We start from the raw sequence: 15717 nt of genomic DNA, 5'->3' as shown, positions 1-15717 counted from the left end.
ACCAGTGGCATTAAATGGTTATTCATTTGAGCCAATGAATTTAATGGGTTATATTTCCATGCGTTACTTTTATTAGTTAATTTAACTTATGTTTTTTCTCCGGCAGATTGGCGATTGTCAGGGTTTTGTCAGCAGCAGGCCGGTATGTAAGGCATGTGGAAGGGTTTCACGGGACGGACTATATTAATTAAGACGCTCTAATCATTCCTGCTTTGTGCGGAATTACTGTGCGTGCTTTTAATGGTTCAATGCTCACAAAGTGGAAAACTTTCGTGCACAAATATTTCTCAATTTCACTTATCAAATGAGTGAGTATCTGCCATATCTGGTATTCTGCTTTTTGCGGGTACTTTGACGCACCATCAGGGTAGCTTGTTATTAGATTCTATAAAGTGAAGAAAAACTATGACAATAGCAAATCGTCCAATCCTCAATCTCGACCTTGACCTGTTGAGGACATTTGTCGCTGTTGCCGATTTAAATACGTTCGCTGCGGCTGCTGCTGCCGTGTGTCGTACTCAGTCGGCGGTCAGCCAACAAATGCAACGTCTAGAACAACTCGTTGGAAAAGAACTGTTTGCCAGACATGGACGCAATAAATTATTAACTGAACACGGTATTCAGTTATTGGGGTACGCACGAAAAATTCTTCGTTTTAACGACGAAGCGTGCACCTCTTTGATGTACAGCAACGTCCAGGGCGGGATAACGATTGGTGCGTCAGACGATACGGCTGACACCATCTTACCTTTCCTGCTCAGCCGCGTGACTTCGGTATATCCAAAGTTGTCTATTGATGTTCGCGTGAAACGCAGCCCGTTTATGTTGTCGATGCTGGAAAGTGAGGAAGTCGATTTGGCCATCACGACGATGACCAACACCGATCATCCGCATATCGTCCTGCGAACTTCGCCAACATTATGGTATTGCTCGGCTGATTTCGCCTATCCGTCAGGGGACAGTGTGCCGCTGGTGGTGCTGGATGAACCCAGCCCGTATCGCATGATGGCGATAGAGCATCTCAACCAGGCGGGGATCCCGTGGCGTATTGCGTATGTGGCATCAACATTGTCTGCTATTCGTGCTGCGGTTCGTGCCGGTTTGGGCGTAACTGCGCGGCCGATTGAAATGATGAGCCCTGAACTGCGTGTTTTGGGTGAGCAGGATGGTCTGCCACGCTTGCCGGATACTCAGTACGTGCTGTACAAAAACGCCCGTTGCGAAAATGAACTGGCGATGGCGATTTTCAACGCTGTTGAGCAAGGGAATGATCCTTATTCTCTCAGTGCCTATGGTCCGCGTCCGGTTGTGGATGACGATCATGAGTTCCTGACAGACTCTCAAAGTTAGAAATAACCCCGGCTTTACCTTCCGCCTCCGATCATCGGGGCGGGGGTAAAGGTTTCTACCTCTTTAGAGGTGCAAAAGTTGTTTTTTTACCGGTTTACTTTAATAACTCCATCCAAACCTGATTTTTTCTGCATTAACCCCTTTCCTTTCCCGCTACGACTGTCATTCCCGTTGACTATCACGTCACTAAATAACGCAAAATCCTGAATTTTTTTAGGTTAAAAAAATGCATCAAATTTTTCCGCAAATCGCTTGTCGTTTTTTGAAAATCAACAAAACTTGTTAAATGTGTGGCCATTTCTGTCTCAAAATTGACAGAACTCTGACATGGATCAAAAAAATACCCCTATTAAGAGAGTGGAAGAGCCGACTATTCCTGCGACAATAGGAAAGCCCGAAAGATGTAATAACTCCCATCCCAGGCCCATGCTTTATCACGGTATTTAACTGACACGATTTAGCTTAAGTACCGTCGCATGATATGTTAATTAAATGCTAAGCATGTAAACTAATGTGGAGATACTTTTGTCAAAGTTGACAAAAGGTTATAGAAAAGGGTAAAAAGCCCACAACAAATCACTGGCTTAATGCCTTGTTGAGCCGTGAACTGTGTGGTTATTAATCCTTCCCTTGAATCGATGTGGTACGCAAACTGCCGACCCTAAGAGCAGATGCCAAAGTGCCACTTTTGATGAGTAAGCAATGAGTATGTCAACAGCCACTGAAGTCATCGCTCAACATTGGGCGTTCGCCGTTTTTCTTATCGTTGCCGTTGGGCTGTGCTGCCTGATGTTACTGGGCGCCGCGTTCCTTGGCGGGAGAGCCAGAGCACGCTATAAAAACACGCCTTTTGAATCAGGTATCGCCTCGGTGGGCACTGCCCGTCTGCGCCTTTCCGCAAAGTTCTATCTGGTCGCAATGTTTTTCGTCATTTTCGACGTTGAAGCCCTGTATCTCTATGCATGGTCAACGTCAATCCGCGAAAGCGGTTGGACGGGATTCGTTGAAGCCACCATTTTCATTTTGGTACTGCTGGCAGGTTTGTTCTATCTGGTGCGAATTGGCGCACTCGACTGGACCCCAACACGTTCGAAAGGACCTGTTAAACCGAGCCCGGCAATTAATACCAACAATCACCCTCAGTAAGCAGTCATAGCGAGGCATTAAGATGGACTATACGCTCACCCGCATAGACCCGGACGGTGAGAACGACCGTTACCCCCTGCAAAACCAGGAGGTCGTCGGCGATCCTCTTCAGGAGCAGGTTAAGCGCAGCGTTTTCATGGGAAATCTCCAGGAATCATTGCACGGCATGGTGAACTGGGGACGCAAAAACTCCCTCTGGCCCTACAACTTCGGCCTTTCCTGCTGCTACGTCGAAATGGTGACGTCATTCACTGCGGTGCATGACGTTGCGCGTTTTGGGGCAGAAGTTCTGCGTGCATCACCCCGTCAGGCTGACTTCATGGTGGTCGCAGGTACCTGCTTCACCAAAATGGCCCCGGTTATTCAGCGCCTGTACGACCAGATGCTGGAACCGAAATGGGTGATTTCGATGGGCGCCTGTGCGAATTCCGGCGGCATGTACGATATTTATTCTGTTGTGCAGGGCGTGGATAAATTCCTGCCTGTCGACGTGTATATCCCGGGTTGCCCGCCGCGTCCGGAAGCGTATATGCAGGCATTACTGCTGCTGCAGGAATCTATCGGTAAAGAACGTCGCCCATTGTCATGGGTTGTTGGCGATCAGGGTGTTTACCGCGCGAATATGCAGTCTGAAAAAGAGCGTAAACGTGCTGAGCGTATTGCCGTGACAAATCTGCGTTCGCCGGACGAGATTTAACACTGCGGTCTGAGAGTCAACCCTGAGGGGTGAGGTGTCCCCCTTACGGCATAAATGACCATTTAGTGTGGTGAAAAAAATATGACAGATTTGACGACGCAAGATTCAGCCCTGCCAGCATGGCATACCCGTGATCATCTTGATGATCCGGTTATCGGCGAATTGCGTAACCGTTTTGGGCCAGAGGCCTTTACTGTTCAGGCAACCCGTACCGGAATTCCCGTGGTATGGTTCAAGCGCGAACAGGTACTGGAAGCTATTACCTTTTTACGAAAACAGCCAAAACCTTATGTCATGCTTTTCGATTTGCATGGCTTTGATGAGCGTTTACGTACCCACCGCGACGGTTTACCGGCTGCGGATTTTTCCGTTTTCTACCACCTGATCTCTGTCGAGCGTAACCGCGACATCATGATCAAGGTGGCATTGTCAGAAAACGATCTCCATGTTCCGACCGCTACCAAGGTGTTCCCGAACGCCAACTGGTACGAGCGCGAAACCTGGGAAATGTTCGGTATTACCTTCGATGGCCACCCGCACCTGACGCGCATCATGATGCCGCAGACCTGGGAAGGTCACCCGCTGCGTAAAGATTATCCGGCGCGCGCCACTGAGTTCGACCCTTATGAGCTGACTAAGCAAAAAGAAGAACTCGAGATGGAATCGCTGACCTTCAAGCCGGAAGACTGGGGCATGAAGCGTGGCACCGACAACGAGGACTTCATGTTCCTCAACCTCGGGCCAAACCACCCGTCTGCGCACGGTGCGTTCCGTATCGTATTGCAGCTTGATGGCGAAGAAATTGTCGACTGCGTTCCGGACGTCGGTTACCACCACCGTGGTGCTGAAAAAATGGGCGAACGTCAGTCCTGGCACAGCTACATCCCGTATACCGACCGTATCGAATATCTTGGCGGTTGTGTTAACGAAATGCCTTACGTTCTGGCGGTTGAAAAACTGGCCGGTATCGTAACGCCTGATCGCGTTAACACCATCCGCGTGATGCTGTCTGAACTGTTCCGAATCAACAGCCACCTGCTGTACATCTCTACGTTTATTCAGGACGTGGGCGCGATGACGCCAGTGTTCTTCGCCTTTACTGATCGTCAGAAAATTTACGATCTGGTGGAAGCGATCACCGGTTTCCGTATGCATCCGGCCTGGTTCCGTATTGGTGGCGTTGCACATGACCTGCCGAAAGGCTGGGATCGTCTGCTGCGTGAGTTCCTTGACTGGATGCCAGCGCGTCTGGATTCCTACGTCAAAGCGGCTCTGAAAAACACCATTCTGATTGGCCGTTCCAAAGGCGTGGCGGCGTATAACGCTGACGACGCTCTGGCCTGGGGCACCACCGGTGCTGGCCTGCGCGCAACGGGTATTCCGTTCGACGTGCGTAAATGGCGTCCATACTCTGGCTACGAAAACTTCGATTTTGAAATCCCGACCGGCGATGGCGTCAGTGACTGCTATTCCCGCGTGATGCTGAAAGTGGAAGAGCTTCGTCAGAGCCTGCGCATTCTGGAACAGTGCTACAAAAACATGCCGGAAGGCCCGTTCAAGGCGGATCACCCGCTGACCACGCCGCCACCGAAAGAGCGCACGCTGCAACACATCGAAACCCTGATCACGCACTTCCTGCAAGTGTCGTGGGGTCCGGTCATGCCTGCGCAAGAATCTTTCCAGATGGTTGAAGCAACCAAAGGGATCAACAGCTACTACCTGACCAGTGACGGCAGCACCATGAGCTACCGCACGCGCGTACGTACGCCGAGCTTCCCGCATTTGCAGCAGATCCCGTCCGTAATCCGTGGCAGCCTGGTATCCGACCTGATCGTGTATCTGGGCAGTATCGATTTTGTAATGTCAGATGTGGACCGCTAACGATGACAGATATCAACAAAGACTCAGAAGTTCAGTACATCAACGTCAGCGAGCCTTTTGCGCCGCCGGTGTTCGTGCTGAGCGATGCTGAACGTGAAGCGATTGAACACGAGAAACATCACTACGAAGATGCCCGCGCGGCCTCTATCGAAGCGTTGAAAATCGTGCAGAAAGCGCGTGGTTGGGTGCCAGACGGCGCTATCTACGCGATCTCCGATGTTCTGGGCATTCCCGCCAGCGACGTTGAAGGTGTGGCGACATTCTACAGCCAGATCTTCCGCCAGCCGGTTGGCCGCCATGTGATCCGTTACTGTGACAGCGTGGTGTGCCACATCACTGGTTATCAGGGGATCCAGGCTGCTCTTGAACAACAGTTGCACATCAAGCCGGGCGAAACGACCGAAGACGGGCGCTTCACCCTGCTGCCGACCTGCTGTTTGGGGAACTGTGACAAAGGTCCATCAATGATGATTGATGAGGACACGCACAGCCACCTGACGCCAGAAGCGATCGGCCAGCTACTGGAGCGCTACGCATGACCTATACACCCCGACATATCGAACGCACGCCGGAGATGCATCCGCTGACCTGGCGTATGCGCGATGACAAACAGCCTGTCTGGATTGACGAATACCGCAGCAAAAACGGTTACGTCGGTGCAGAAAAAGCGCTGAAAGGCATGGCGCAGGAAGAAATCGTCAATCTGGTGAAAGACGCAGGCCTGAAAGGGCGCGGTGGTGCAGGTTTCTCCACGGGTCTGAAGTGGAGCCTGATGCCGAAAGACGAAAGCATGAACATCCGCTATCTGCTGTGTAACGCCGATGAGATGGAACCGGGTACTTACAAAGACCGCATGCTGATGGAGCAAATGCCGCACCTTCTGGTGGAAGGCATGTTGATCTCCGCGTTCGCGCTGAAATCTTACCGTGGCTACATCTTCCTGCGTGGCGAATACATCGAAGCCGCCGTGAACCTGCGTCGCGCGATCGAAGAAGCCACAGCGGCAGGTCTGCTGGGTAAAAATATCCTCGGCACCGGTTTTGATTTCGAACTGATTGTTCACACCGGTGCAGGTCGCTACATCTGTGGTGAAGAAACCGCGCTGATTAACTCGCTGGAAGGCCGCCGCGCCAACCCGCGTTCCAAGCCACCGTTCCCGGCTTCTGCTGGTGCATGGGGTAAACCGACGTGTGTAAACAACGTCGAAACCCTGTGTAACGTGCCTGCAATCCTTGAGCACGGCGTGGACTGGTACAAAGGTATTTCTGCGGGCAAAAGTGAAGATGCTGGTACCAAACTGATGGGCTTCTCTGGCCGGGTAAAAAATCCGGGCGTATGGGAACTGCCATTTGGTACGACTGCACGTGAAATCCTTGAAGAGTATGCCGGTGGCATGCGCGATGGTCTGACCTTCAAAGCCTGGCAGCCGGGCGGGGCAGGGACTGACTTCCTGACCGCTGACCATCTCGACCTGCCGATGGATTTTGCCAGCATTGGTAAAGCCGGAAGCCGTCTGGGTACGGCGCTGGCGATGGCGGTAGATAACGAAATCGGCATGGTTCCGCTGGTGCGTAACCTCGAAGAGTTCTTCGCCCGCGAATCCTGTGGCTGGTGTACCCCGTGCCGTGACGGTTTGCCGTGGAGTGTGAAAATTCTGCGCGCGCTGGAACGTGGCGAAGGCCAGCCAGGGGATATCGAAACCCTTGAGCAGCTTTGCCGCCAGCTGGGTCCGGGCAAAACCTTCTGCGCACACGCGCCGGGTGCCGTGGAGCCATTGCAGAGTGCGATTAAATATTTCCGGGAAGAGTTCGAGGCGGGTATCGCCAAACAGCATTACAACAATGCGCGGGCGATTGGCGGTATTCAGCCAAACAACCTGCTCAAACAACGCTGGTAGTGAAGGCAACAGACGGCGGACGTGAGCCCGCTGTGCGCGAATTCCCGGAACAAGGGACGCGCTGCTAACAGGACAGACGCCAACCCGGCAAGAATTTTTGATTAACGCCCGCCGTCAGGTGGGCCACGTGGAAGCATGCTGACTATGGCTACGATTCATGTAGACGGCAAAGAATACGATGTAGACGGAGCGGACAACCTGTTACAGGCTTGCCTCTCTCTCGGCCTCGATATTCCTTATTTTTGCTGGCATCCGGCGCTGGGAAGCGTCGGCGCTTGCCGCCAATGTGCGGTTAAGCAATACCAAAATGCGGAAGACACGCGCGGTCGTCTGGTGATGTCATGTATGACACCAGCGTCTGATGGCACCTTCATTTCCATCGACGACGGAGAAGCGAAAGAATTCCGTGAAAGCGTCGTGGAATGGCTGATGACCAACCACCCGCACGACTGTCCGGTGTGTGAGGAAGGCGGTAACTGTCACCTTCAGGATATGACGGTGATGACCGGCCACAGTATGCGCCGCTACCGCTTTACCAAACGTACTCATAACAACCAGGATCTCGGTCCGTTCATCTCGCATGAAATGAACCGCTGTATCGCCTGCTACCGTTGCGTCCGTTACTACAAGGATTACGCGGACGGCACCGATCTGGGTGTCTATGGCGCGCACGACAACGTCTATTTCGGTCGCCCGGAAGATGGCCCGCTGGAAAGCGAGTTCTCCGGTAACCTGGTAGAAGTCTGTCCGACAGGCGTGTTCACCGATAAAACGCACTCCGAACGCTACAACCGTAAATGGGACATGCAGTTTGCGCCAAGCATCTGCCAGCAATGTTCTGTTGGCTGTAACACCAGCCCGGGCGAGCGTTATGGCGAACTGCGTCGTATTGAAAACCGCTATAACGGGACCGTAAACCACTATTTCCTCTGCGACCGTGGTCGTTTCGGTTACGGCTACGTGAACCTGAAAGATCGTCCGAAGAAACCACTGCAATTGCGTGGCAACGACTGGATCGAACTCAACGCCGAACAGGCGATGCAGGGCGCGGCGGATATCATCCGTCAGGCGAAGAAAACCATCGGTATCGGTTCTCCGCGAGCCAGCCTGGAAAGCAACTTCGCGCTGCGTGAACTGGTTGGGGCAGAAAACTTCTACACCGGCATCAACGCGGCAGAGCAAGGGCGTCTGCAACTGATGCTCAACGTTCTGCGCAACAGCGGCGTTCACACGCCAGCGCTGCGTGAAATCGAAGAATATGATGCGGTTCTGGTGCTGGGCGAAGATTTAACCCAGACCGGCGCACGTATCGCACTGTCTGTCCGTCAGGCGGTGAAAGGTAAAGCGCGCGCGATGGCGGCGGCACAACGTGTTGCCGACTGGCAAATCGCGGCGGTGCAAAACATTGGTCAGCACGCCAAGCACCCGTTGTTCATCACGAACGTAGACAACACCAAGCTTGATGATATCGCGGCTTACAATTACCGCGCGCCGGTAGATGAACAAGCGCGTTTCGGCTTTGCTATCGCCCATGCGCTGGATAATTCAGCACCGGCGGTCACTGATCTGGCTGAAGGCCTGAACAAGAAAATTGACGTGATCGTGCAGGCGCTGACCGGTGCCCGCAAGCCACTGATCATCACCGGTTCTAACGCCGGTTCTGACGCGATTATCGAAGCGGCAGCCAACATCGCGAAAGCACTGAAAGTGGCGGGCAGCAATGTCGGCATCACCTTCGTGGCTTCTGCGGCCAACAGCATCGGTTTATCGATGATTGGCGGCGGCACGCTGGATGACGCGCTTGAGCTTCTGACCCGTGGCGACGCTGACAGCGCCATCGTGATGGAGAATGACCTTTACCGTCAGGCTCCGGCAGCGAAGGTGGACGCAGCGTTAGCGAAAGTGCAGAACCTGCTGGTCGTTGACCATCAGCGCACCCGCATCATGGATAAAGCCAGCCTGATCCTGCCTGCGGCAAGTTTTGCTGAAAGCGACGGTACGCTGGTGAATCAGGAAGGCCGCGCACAGCGTTTCTTCCAGGTTTATGACCCGGCTTACTACGACACCACCGTTTCCATGCTGGAAAGCTGGCGCTGGATGCACTCGCTGCATTCCACCATCAACAGCCGTCATGTGGACTGGACTCAGCTTGATCACGTTATCGACGCCTGCGTTGAAGCACTGCCACAGCTGAAAGGCATGGTGGAAGCCGCGCCAAACGCCAGCTTCCGTATTCGTGGTCAGAAACTGGCACGTTCTCCGCACCGCTCAAGTGGCCGTACCGCAATGCGCGCCAACATCAGCGTGCACGAACCGCGTCAGCCGCAAGATAAAGACACCATGTTTGCCTTCTCGATGGAAGGGAACAACAGCCCGACAGCCAACCGCAATCAGGTACCATTCGCCTGGGCGCCGGGCTGGAACTCACCGCAAGCCTGGAACAAATTCCAGAGCGAAGTGGGCGGCAGTCTGCGCCACGGTGATCCGGGTGTGCGTCTGATTGAAGCAGGGGAGGGTAACCTCGACTACTTCACCGGTATTCCGGCGGCCTTTACTGCACAGAGCGATAACTGGCGTGTTGCGCCTTACTATCACCTGTTCGGCAGTGAAGAAATGACTCAGCGTTCTGCGGTTATTCAGCAACGTATGCCACAACCTTATGTGATGGTTAACCCGGCCGATGCGGCTCAGTTAGGCGTAAATGCCGGTTCTCAGGTGGAATTCACCTGCGCCGGTCAGCAGCTTAAACTGCCGGTTCGTCTGAGTGAAACCCTCAGTCAGGGCCAGCTTGGCCTGCCGCTGGGCTTACCGGGTATTCCACCGGTGCTGGTTGGCGCAACGATTGAAAATCTGCGGGAGGCAGCACAATGAGCTGGTTTACACCTGTTGTGATCGATTCGTTGATCGCTATCCTGAAAGCCGTTGTGATCCTGCTGGTCGTTGTGACCTGCGGGGCCTTCATGAGTTTCGGCGAGCGTCGCTTGCTGGGCCTGTTCCAGAACCGATACGGGCCAAACCGTGTCGGCTGGGGCGGTTCCCTGCAACTCGTTGCCGACATGATCAAGATGTTCTTCAAGGAAGACTGGGTTCCTAAATTCACCGACAAAGCCATCTTTACGCTGGCGCCGATGATTGCGTTTACGTCCCTGTTGATCTCCTTTGCGATTGTGCCGGTCAGCCCGACCTGGTTCGCCGCAGACCTGAACATCGGTATCTTGTTCTTCCTTATGATGGCCGGTCTGACTGTCTATGCGGTGTTGTTTGCTGGCTGGTCCAGTAACAACAAATACTCGCTGCTGGGTGCGATGCGTGCATCGGCCCAGACCCTGAGCTACGAAGTATTCCTCGGCTTGTCGCTGATGGGCGTTGTGGCGCAGGCGGGTTCATTCAACCTGCAAGACATCGTGAATTCGCAGGCGCATGTCTGGAACATCATTCCGCAGTTCTTTGGCTTTGTGACCTTTGCGATTGCCGGTGTAGCTGTGTGTCACCGTCACCCGTTTGACCAGCCGGAAGCCGAGCAGGAACTGGCCGATGGTTACCACATTGAATATTCCGGTATGAAATTCGGTCTGTTCTTCGTGGGGGAATACATCGGTATCGTGACTGTCTCTGCGCTGATCGTCACCTTGTTCTTCGGTGGCTGGCAGGGGCCGTTCCTGCCGCCGTTTATCTGGTTTGCGCTGAAAACCGCTTTCTTCATGGTGATGTTCATTTTGATCCGTGCTGCTTTGCCGCGTCCCCGCTACGACCAGGTAATGTCATTTGGCTGGAAAGTTTGCCTGCCGCTGACGTTACTTAATCTGCTGGCGACCGCTGCGGTCATCTTGTACAACGCGCAATAAGGGGTGATGAAACCATGACATTGAAAGACATAGTGGTCGGGTTCGGTACCCAGGTTCGCAGCTTGTGGATGATAGGCCTGCACGCCTTCGCCAAGCGCGAAACCCAGATGTACCCTGAAGTTCCGGTCAATCCACCTCCGCGCTACCGTGGCCGTATCGTGCTGACGCGCGATCCGGACGGCGAAGAGCGCTGCGTTGCCTGTAACCTGTGTGCGGTAGCGTGTCCGGTCGGCTGTATTTCTCTGCAAAAAGCAGAGCATAAAGATGGCCGCTGGTACCCGGAATTCTTCCGCATCAACTTCTCACGCTGCATCTTCTGCGGCCTGTGTGAAGAAGCGTGCCCGACAACCGCGATTCAGCTGACGCCGGACTTTGAACTGGGTGAATTCAAACGCCAGGATCTGGTGTATGAAAAAGAAGATTTGTTGATTTCAGGGCCGGGTAAATATCCGGAATATAACTTCTACCGGATGTCCGGTATGGCCGTTGACGGTAAGCCGAAAGGCGAAGCGGAAAACGAAGCCAAACCGATCAACGTCAAAGGTCTGTTGCCTTAAGGAGCCGCAAGCATGGAATTTGCATTTTATATTGCAGCCCTGGTGGCCGTGTTGGCGACATTGCGTGTTATCACGCACACCAATCCGGTGCATGCATTGCTGTATCTGATCGTCTCTTTACTGGCGATCGCTGCGGTCTTCTTCTCGCTCGGCGCCTACTTTGCCGGTGCTCTGGAGATCATCGTTTACGCCGGGGCCATCATGGTTCTGTTCGTGTTCGTCGTGATGATGCTGAACCTTGGCAACGTCCAGGAGCAGGAACGCGCGTGGCTGAAACCCGCAACCTGGATCGGGCCTTCAATTCTGTCGGTCATCCTTCTGGTGGTCATGATCATGTCGATTCTCGGATTGCATGAACACGGCATCAAAGGCGACATGATTGACGCGAAAGCCGTCGGTATCGCGCTGTTCGGGCCTTACGTTCTGGCGGTTGAACTGGCGTCCATGTTGCTGCTGGCCGGTCTGGTGGTGGCGTTCCATATTGGTCGTGAACATAAACCGGGCGAAGTTTTTGGTGACGCACCGGTCACGACAGAAATGGCAAAAAGAAAAACGGAGGAGAGAGCATGATCCCTCTACAACATGGCCTGATTCTGGCTGCAATTCTCTTTGTTCTCGGGCTGACCGGCCTGCTGGTTCGCCGTAATCTGCTGTTTATGCTGATCAGTCTGGAAGTGATGATCAACGCGGCAGCGCTGGCGTTTATCGTGGCGGGAAGCTACTGGGGTCAGGCAGACGGGCAGGTGATGTACATTCTGGCCATCAGTCTGGCTGCGGCGGAGGCCAGTATTGGCCTGGCGTTGCTGCTGCAACTGTATCGCCGTCGCCATACCCTGAATATTGATACTGTCAGTGAGATGCGCGGATGAACTTACTCTATTTAACAATTCTGTTCCCGCTGATTGGCTTCATTTTGCTGGCCTTCTCACGCGGTCGCTGGTCAGAAAATACGTCAGCCACGGTGGGCGTAGGCTCCATTGGTCTGGCTGCACTGACCACTATTTATGTGGGCATCAACTTCCTCAGCCAGAAAGCGGCGGGCGTTGAAATCTTCAACCAGACACTGTGGAACTGGATGCAGGTCGGAAACTTCAACATTTCCGCGACGCTGACCCTCGACGGTTTGTCGATGACCATGTTATCCGTGGTCACCGGTGTCGGTTTCTTCATCCACATGTTCGCGTCCTGGTACATGCGCGGTGAAGAAGGCTACTCACGCTTCTTCGCGTACACCAACCTGTTTATCGCCAGCATGGTGATTCTGGTACTGGCAGACAACCTGTTGCTGATGTACCTCGGTTGGGAAGGCGTGGGCCTGTGCAGTTACCTGCTGATCGGTTTCTACTACTCCAACCCGGCTAACGGCGCAGCGGCGATGAAAGCGTTCATTGTGACCCGCGTCGGTGACGTGTTCCTGGCTTTCGCACTGTTCATCCTTTACCGCGAACTGGGTACGCTGAACTTCCGTGAGCTGATGGTGCTGGCACCGCAGAAACTGGCGGTTGGCGACACGGCAATTACCTGGGCAACCCTGATGTTACTGGGTGGCGCTGTGGGTAAATCTGCACAGCTTCCGTTGCAGACCTGGCTGGCAGACGCCATGGCCGGTCCGACACCGGTTTCCGCGCTGATCCACGCCGCGACGATGGTAACCGCAGGTGTTTACCTGATTGCACGTACTCACGGCCTGTTCCTGATGGCGCCGGAGATTCTGCATCTGGTCGGTATTATTGGTGCGGTGACGCTGGTGCTCGCAGGCTTTGCGGCGCTGGTACAAACCGATATCAAACGCGTTCTTGCTTACTCGACCATGAGCCAGATTGGTTACATGTTCCTGGCGCTGGGCGTCCAGGCGTGGGATGCCGCCATCTTCCACCTGATGACGCACGCATTCTTCAAAGCCTTACTGTTCCTTTCTTCCGGTTCGGTCATTCTGGCCTGCCACCACGAACAGAACATCTTCAAGATGGGGGGATTACGTAAATCCATTCCGCTTGTTTATATCTGCTTCCTGGTCGGTGGCGCGGCACTTTCCGCCTTACCTGTCATCACTGCGGGCTTCTTCAGTAAAGACGAAATCCTCGCGGGTGCGCTGGCTAACGGCCATCTGAACCTGATGGTTGCCGGTCTGGTAGGGGCGTTTATGACCTCGCTGTACACCTTCCGCATGATCTTCATCGTGTTCCACGGCGAAGAGAAAATCAAAGCGCATGCGGGTAAAGGCATCACTCACCACCTGCCGCTGCTGGTGTTACTGGTTCTGTCCACCTTTATTGGCGCGATGATTGTTCCGCCGCTGAAAGGTGTTCTGCCAGATACCACTGAGCTGGCGCATGGCAGCGTGCTGACCCTGGAAATCACCTCTGGCGTGATTGCGATTGCCGGTATCCTGCTGGCGGCTGCCCTGTATCTGGGTAAACGCTCACTGGTTAACAGCATCGCGAAAAGCGCACCGGGCCGTTTCTTCACGACCTGGTGGTTCCATGCCTGGGGCTTCGACTGGCTGTACGACATGATTTTCGTCAAACCGTATCTGCTGGTGGCGAAACTCCTGCAACGTGACCCGCTGAACTCAATGATGAATCTGCCTGCGATCTTTGCCCGCCTGGGTAACCGTGGTCTGACATTGAGTGAAAATGGTCAGGTGCGTTGGTATGTCGCGTCAATGGGGCTCGGTGCAGTGGTTGTTCTGGCGCTGCTGCTGGTGATTTAAGCCTGCATTACGGGTGTAACTGTCAATGCCGGCCCGTTGGTGTAACGGGCCGGCAAGTGAAATAGCCTTCGGGCATAAAAGAAGGGAACGACACGCCATGCTATTACCTTGGCTAATATTTATCCCCTTTATCGGCGGGCTGCTGTGCTGGCAGACTGAGCGCTTTGGGAGCAAAGTACCGCGCTGGATCGCGTTAATTGCGATGGGGCTGACGCTGGCTCTTTCCGTGCAATTGTGGTTGCAGGGAGGATATTCATTAACGACGCCTGCGGGTATTCCACAGTGGCAGTCCGAGTTTTCGGTGCCGTGGATCCCACGTTTTGGCATCAGCTTCCATCTGGCGCTGGACGGTTTGTCCCTGCTGATGGTCGTGCTGACCGGCCTGCTGGGCGTGCTGGCGATCCTCTGTTCGTGGCGTGAAATCCAGAAATATCAGGGCTTCTTCCACCTGAACTTGCTGTGGATCCTCGGCGGCGTTATCGGCGTGTTCCTTGCCATCGACATGTTCCTGTTCTTCTTCTTCTGGGAAATGATGCTGGTGCCGATGTACTTCCTGATTGCCTTGTGGGGGCACAAAGCGTCAGACGGTAAAACGCGTATCAGCGCAGCAACCAAATTCTTCATCTATACGCAGTCCAGTGGTCTGGTGATGTTGATTGCCATCCTCGGACTGGTGTTCGTGCACTACAACGCCACCGGCGTGTGGACATTCAACTATGCTGACCTGCTGAAAACGCCGATGTCGCATAACGTTGAATATCTGCTGATGCTGGGCTTCTTCATCGCCTTTGCGGTGAAAATGCCGGTTGTGCCATTGCACGGCTGGTTGCCGGATGCTCACAGCCAGGCACCTACCGCCGGTTCCGTTGACTTAGCGGGTATCTTGCTGAAAACCGCGGCCTACGGGATGTTACGTTTCTGTCTGCCACTGTTCCCGGAAGCCTCTCATCAGTTCGCGCCGATTGCCATGTGGCTGGGTGTGATTGGTATCTTCTACGGTGCATGGATGGCGTTCTGCCAGACCGACATCAAACGTCTGATTGCTTACACCTCGGTTTCGCACATGGGCTTCGTGCTGATTGCGATTTACACCGGCAGCCAGCTGGCGTACCAGGGCGCAGTGATTCAGATGATTGCACACGGTCTGTCCGCAGCCGGTATGTTCATCATCTGTGGTCAGCTGTACGAACGTCTGCATACCCGCGATATGCGCCAGATGGGCGGATTGTGGGGACGCATTAAATACCTGCCAGCGTTGTCGCTGTTCTTTGCCGTGGCGACCTTAGGGATGCCGGGTACCGGTAACTTTGTGGGTGAATTCATGATCCTGTTTGGCAGCTTCCCGGTTGTTCCGGTGATCACTGTCATCTCGACCTTCGGCCTGGTGTTCGCTTCGGTGTACTCCCTGGTGATGATGCAGCGCGCTTATTACGGCAAAGCAAAATCCGACGAGCCGCTGCAAGGCATGACCTCACGTGAATTGTCGATCATCCTGTTGCTGGTGGTATTGCTGGTGGCGCTGGGCGTGTTCCCGCAGCCAATTCTGGATACCTCAGGTGCAGCGATGAGCAACATTCAGCACTGGTTCGGGTCTTCAGTTTCCACTATTTCAACGACAAGGCCGTAACTCG

Annotated in this window: 13 protein-coding genes; all 13 read left to right on the top strand. The window is 54.0% G+C overall.

The window, feature by feature from the left end:
• Positions 1-405 precede the first annotated feature (405 nt).
• The gene (lrhA, locus tag KWG64_RS02585; protein ID WP_218520828.1) at positions 406-1350 is read left to right on the top strand and encodes a transcriptional regulator LrhA; all 945 of its coding nucleotides are present in this window, start codon (positions 406-408) and stop codon (positions 1348-1350) included.
• Between the two features lie 702 nt (positions 1351-2052).
• Positions 2053-2496, top strand: coding sequence for an NADH-quinone oxidoreductase subunit A (locus tag KWG64_RS02580; protein WP_104921271.1), 444 nt, complete (start codon positions 2053-2055; stop codon positions 2494-2496).
• 22 nt (positions 2497-2518) lie between these two features.
• Positions 2519-3193 carry an NADH-quinone oxidoreductase subunit B family protein gene (locus KWG64_RS02575; protein WP_101076105.1) on the top strand — a complete coding sequence of 225 codons (675 nt, stop codon included), beginning with the start codon at positions 2519-2521 and terminating at the stop codon, positions 3191-3193.
• Positions 3194-3274: 81 nt separating this feature from the next.
• On the top strand, positions 3275-5074 hold the full coding sequence (gene nuoC, locus KWG64_RS02570) for an NADH-quinone oxidoreductase subunit C/D (RefSeq protein ID WP_218520827.1): 1800 nt from the start codon (positions 3275-3277) through the stop codon (positions 5072-5074).
• Positions 5075-5076: 2 nt separating this feature from the next.
• On the top strand, positions 5077-5613 hold the full coding sequence (gene nuoE, locus KWG64_RS02565; RefSeq protein ID WP_255562067.1) for an NADH-quinone oxidoreductase subunit NuoE: 537 nt from the start codon (positions 5077-5079) through the stop codon (positions 5611-5613).
• Complete coding sequence (gene nuoF, locus KWG64_RS02560; protein ID WP_104921273.1) at positions 5610-6971, top strand: NADH-quinone oxidoreductase subunit NuoF; 1362 nt, start codon at positions 5610-5612, stop codon at positions 6969-6971. The genes nuoE and nuoF overlap by 4 nt, the downstream gene beginning before the upstream one ends.
• 144 nt (positions 6972-7115) lie before the next feature.
• Positions 7116-9842, top strand: coding sequence for an NADH-quinone oxidoreductase subunit NuoG (gene nuoG / locus KWG64_RS02555; protein WP_218520826.1), 2727 nt, complete (start codon positions 7116-7118; stop codon positions 9840-9842).
• On the top strand, positions 9839-10816 hold the full coding sequence (gene nuoH, locus KWG64_RS02550) for an NADH-quinone oxidoreductase subunit NuoH (protein WP_013574595.1): 978 nt from the start codon (positions 9839-9841) through the stop codon (positions 10814-10816). The genes nuoG and nuoH overlap by 4 nt, the downstream gene beginning before the upstream one ends.
• A 14-nt stretch (positions 10817-10830) precedes the next feature.
• The gene (nuoI, locus tag KWG64_RS02545; RefSeq protein WP_101076101.1) at positions 10831-11373 is read left to right on the top strand and encodes an NADH-quinone oxidoreductase subunit NuoI; all 543 of its coding nucleotides are present in this window, start codon (positions 10831-10833) and stop codon (positions 11371-11373) included.
• Positions 11374-11385: 12 nt separating this feature from the next.
• Positions 11386-11943: an NADH-quinone oxidoreductase subunit J gene (gene nuoJ / locus KWG64_RS02540; RefSeq protein ID WP_101076100.1), complete on the top strand. Its 558-nt coding sequence runs from the start codon at positions 11386-11388 to the stop codon at positions 11941-11943.
• On the top strand, positions 11940-12242 hold the full coding sequence (gene nuoK / locus KWG64_RS02535) for an NADH-quinone oxidoreductase subunit NuoK (RefSeq protein ID WP_004936014.1): 303 nt from the start codon (positions 11940-11942) through the stop codon (positions 12240-12242). The genes nuoJ and nuoK overlap by 4 nt, the downstream gene beginning before the upstream one ends.
• The gene (nuoL, locus tag KWG64_RS02530; RefSeq protein WP_218520825.1) at positions 12239-14086 is read left to right on the top strand and encodes an NADH-quinone oxidoreductase subunit L; all 1848 of its coding nucleotides are present in this window, start codon (positions 12239-12241) and stop codon (positions 14084-14086) included. Before nuoK ends, nuoL begins: the two co-directional genes overlap by 4 nt.
• A gap of 97 nt (positions 14087-14183) precedes the next feature.
• Positions 14184-15713 (top strand): NADH-quinone oxidoreductase subunit M, encoded by a 1530-nt coding sequence (gene nuoM / locus KWG64_RS02525; RefSeq protein WP_218520824.1) that lies wholly within the window; start codon positions 14184-14186, stop codon positions 15711-15713.
• Positions 15714-15717 lie beyond the last annotated feature (4 nt).

The sequence above is a fragment of the Rahnella sp. PD12R genome (assembly GCF_019200965.1).
Lineage (GTDB): Bacteria > Pseudomonadota > Gammaproteobacteria > Enterobacterales > Enterobacteriaceae > Rahnella > Rahnella laticis.
The sequence above is the reverse complement of the archived record's forward strand: the minus strand, read 5'-3'. Positions and strand labels throughout refer to the sequence as shown.

Bases quoted from the DNA above. Each gene is read 5' to 3' on its own strand.
- nuoG (WP_218520826.1), top strand. From the start codon at position 7,116: ATGGCTACGATTCATGTAGACGGCAAAGAATACGATGTAGACGGAGCG.
- nuoH (WP_013574595.1), top strand. From the start codon at position 9,839: ATGAGCTGGTTTACACCTGTTGTGATCGATTCGTTGATCGCTATCCTG.
- nuoL (WP_218520825.1), top strand. From the start codon at position 12,239: ATGAACTTACTCTATTTAACAATTCTGTTCCCGCTGATTGGCTTCATT.
- KWG64_RS02575 (WP_101076105.1), top strand. From the start codon at position 2,519: ATGGACTATACGCTCACCCGCATAGACCCGGACGGTGAGAACGACCGT.
- nuoI (WP_101076101.1), top strand. From the start codon at position 10,831: ATGACATTGAAAGACATAGTGGTCGGGTTCGGTACCCAGGTTCGCAGC.
- nuoE (WP_255562067.1), top strand. From the start codon at position 5,077: ATGACAGATATCAACAAAGACTCAGAAGTTCAGTACATCAACGTCAGC.
- nuoM (WP_218520824.1), top strand. From the start codon at position 14,184: ATGCTATTACCTTGGCTAATATTTATCCCCTTTATCGGCGGGCTGCTG.
- nuoK (WP_004936014.1), top strand. From the start codon at position 11,940: ATGATCCCTCTACAACATGGCCTGATTCTGGCTGCAATTCTCTTTGTT.
- lrhA (WP_218520828.1), top strand. From the start codon at position 406: ATGACAATAGCAAATCGTCCAATCCTCAATCTCGACCTTGACCTGTTG.
- nuoJ (WP_101076100.1), top strand. From the start codon at position 11,386: ATGGAATTTGCATTTTATATTGCAGCCCTGGTGGCCGTGTTGGCGACA.
- nuoF (WP_104921273.1), top strand. From the start codon at position 5,610: ATGACCTATACACCCCGACATATCGAACGCACGCCGGAGATGCATCCG.
- nuoC (WP_218520827.1), top strand. From the start codon at position 3,275: ATGACAGATTTGACGACGCAAGATTCAGCCCTGCCAGCATGGCATACC.
- KWG64_RS02580 (WP_104921271.1), top strand. From the start codon at position 2,053: ATGAGTATGTCAACAGCCACTGAAGTCATCGCTCAACATTGGGCGTTC.